The sequence below is a fragment of the Prevotella sp. P5-50 genome, assembly GCF_002251295.1.
In the GTDB taxonomy this organism is placed as follows: Bacteria; Bacteroidota; Bacteroidia; order Bacteroidales; family Bacteroidaceae; genus Prevotella.
The window spans coordinates 1-1,312 of sequence record NZ_NPJA01000006.1 but is presented as its reverse complement, the minus strand read 5'-3'; the positions used below and the strand labels follow the sequence as shown (position 1 = coordinate 1,312).

At 48.9% G+C, this 1,312-nt stretch carries 2 protein-coding genes; both read right to left on the bottom strand.

Annotation, left to right across the window (positions count from 1 at the left end; all coding sequences use genetic code 11):
• Positions 1–884: transposase (locus tag CIK88_RS01270; RefSeq protein ID WP_173815638.1), on the bottom strand; the 884-nt coding region annotated here is incomplete at its 3' end.
• Positions 850–1,248: a hypothetical protein gene (locus CIK88_RS01265; RefSeq protein WP_094390741.1), complete on the bottom strand. Its 399-nt coding sequence runs from the start codon at positions 1,246–1,248 to the stop codon at positions 850–852. The genes CIK88_RS01270 and CIK88_RS01265, both read right to left, overlap by 35 nt.
• Between the last annotated feature and the right edge of the window lie 64 nt (positions 1,249–1,312).

Genomic DNA, 1,312 nt, shown 5'->3' with positions numbered 1-1,312 from the left:
GCTGCTGCGTTAGACGACCTGTTATTGTAGAAGTTGAGTATGTCATCATAGTGCTCGTAGAACGTAGCCGCAATAACGTTGAAGGAATGGAATCCAGCCTCTTCGACCTTGTTGTACCATTTGGCCATAGAGAGCCTGGCAGCATCCTTGATGGTGTTCTTGGCAAAGATCATCCTCAGTGAATGAGAGAGCGAATACGCCTTCTGCAGGTCAGGATATAGTTCGAAAAGGATTCTGGCTCTCATCTTCTGCCTGTCAGTCCATTTGTCTGCCGACTTGAAGAGCAGGTATCTGCTACGGGCCAGCAATTCTTTCTTTGTATCGCCGTTCTCATAGCGGAATGGAACGTATTCCCGCCCTTCCTGCCTGGCGTTTTCCATCTCGTCATTGGCTTCTTGTATGGCATCCCAGCGGTGTCTGATACGCATCTCCTGTACGGCATCACAGGCGAGTTTCTGAATGTGAAAGCGGTCAATGACACGTTGGGCTTTCGGAAAAGCAGATCGTACAATCTTGTGCATGGAGTCAGACAGGTCAAGTGTTATCTCCGTCACTGCCTCGCGTTTCTCTTCGGGAATATTCTCCAAGGCTTTGATGACATCTTCCGACTTCGTGCCGGATACGACTGCAACAAGACACCCCTCACCGCCATGACGCTCACGGTTGGTTACGATAGTATACAGCTCGCCGTTGGACAGGCTTGTCTCATCTATAGCCAGATGAGAGCCAATGTTTTCCGGAAACACAAGCCATTCGTCTGCGTGTGGCAGTTCACTCCAGCTACGATAGCCACTCAGAACCTCCTTGTACTGTTTCTTGAACGTATGTGCGTCAATGTAGTAGAAATCCTCAAGCGTACGGCAGGTCACTGGGGATTTCCCCATACGTCTGTTTTAAAAAAGCCGCAAACTCCTTAGAGTAGCGGGTGCCGTCGGCTGTCACTTTCAGCGGGAGAATGAAACTCTTTCCTGTGCGGGTATCTAGCCACCTGCGGCGGCGCAGAACCAGTACCACCTTGTGGTCACGGATGGGAAAGTCTGTCACCTCTACGGGAGAGATAAAACCCTTCGATTCAAAATGACTGTCACCCTGAAGGTCTGGATGTATTTTCTCGTCAAGGTGAATGTGCATCTCAGGCTCGTCATAAGCCTTCGTGTCAACGTACTCAATATCAGTTATGATGAAGTGGTCAAGCACTTCCTTGGGCAGCACCATACGTGCCAACATTAGCAAACCTTTGTCTTCCATGATGCAAAGGTAAGCATTTCATATGAATCATACTCATTTACCCCTATGAAAAATCTATTGAGCC

Bases quoted from the DNA above. Each gene is read 5' to 3' on its own strand.
- CIK88_RS01265 (WP_094390741.1), bottom strand. From the start codon at position 1,248: ATGGAAGACAAAGGTTTGCTAATGTTGGCACGTATGGTGCTGCCCAAG.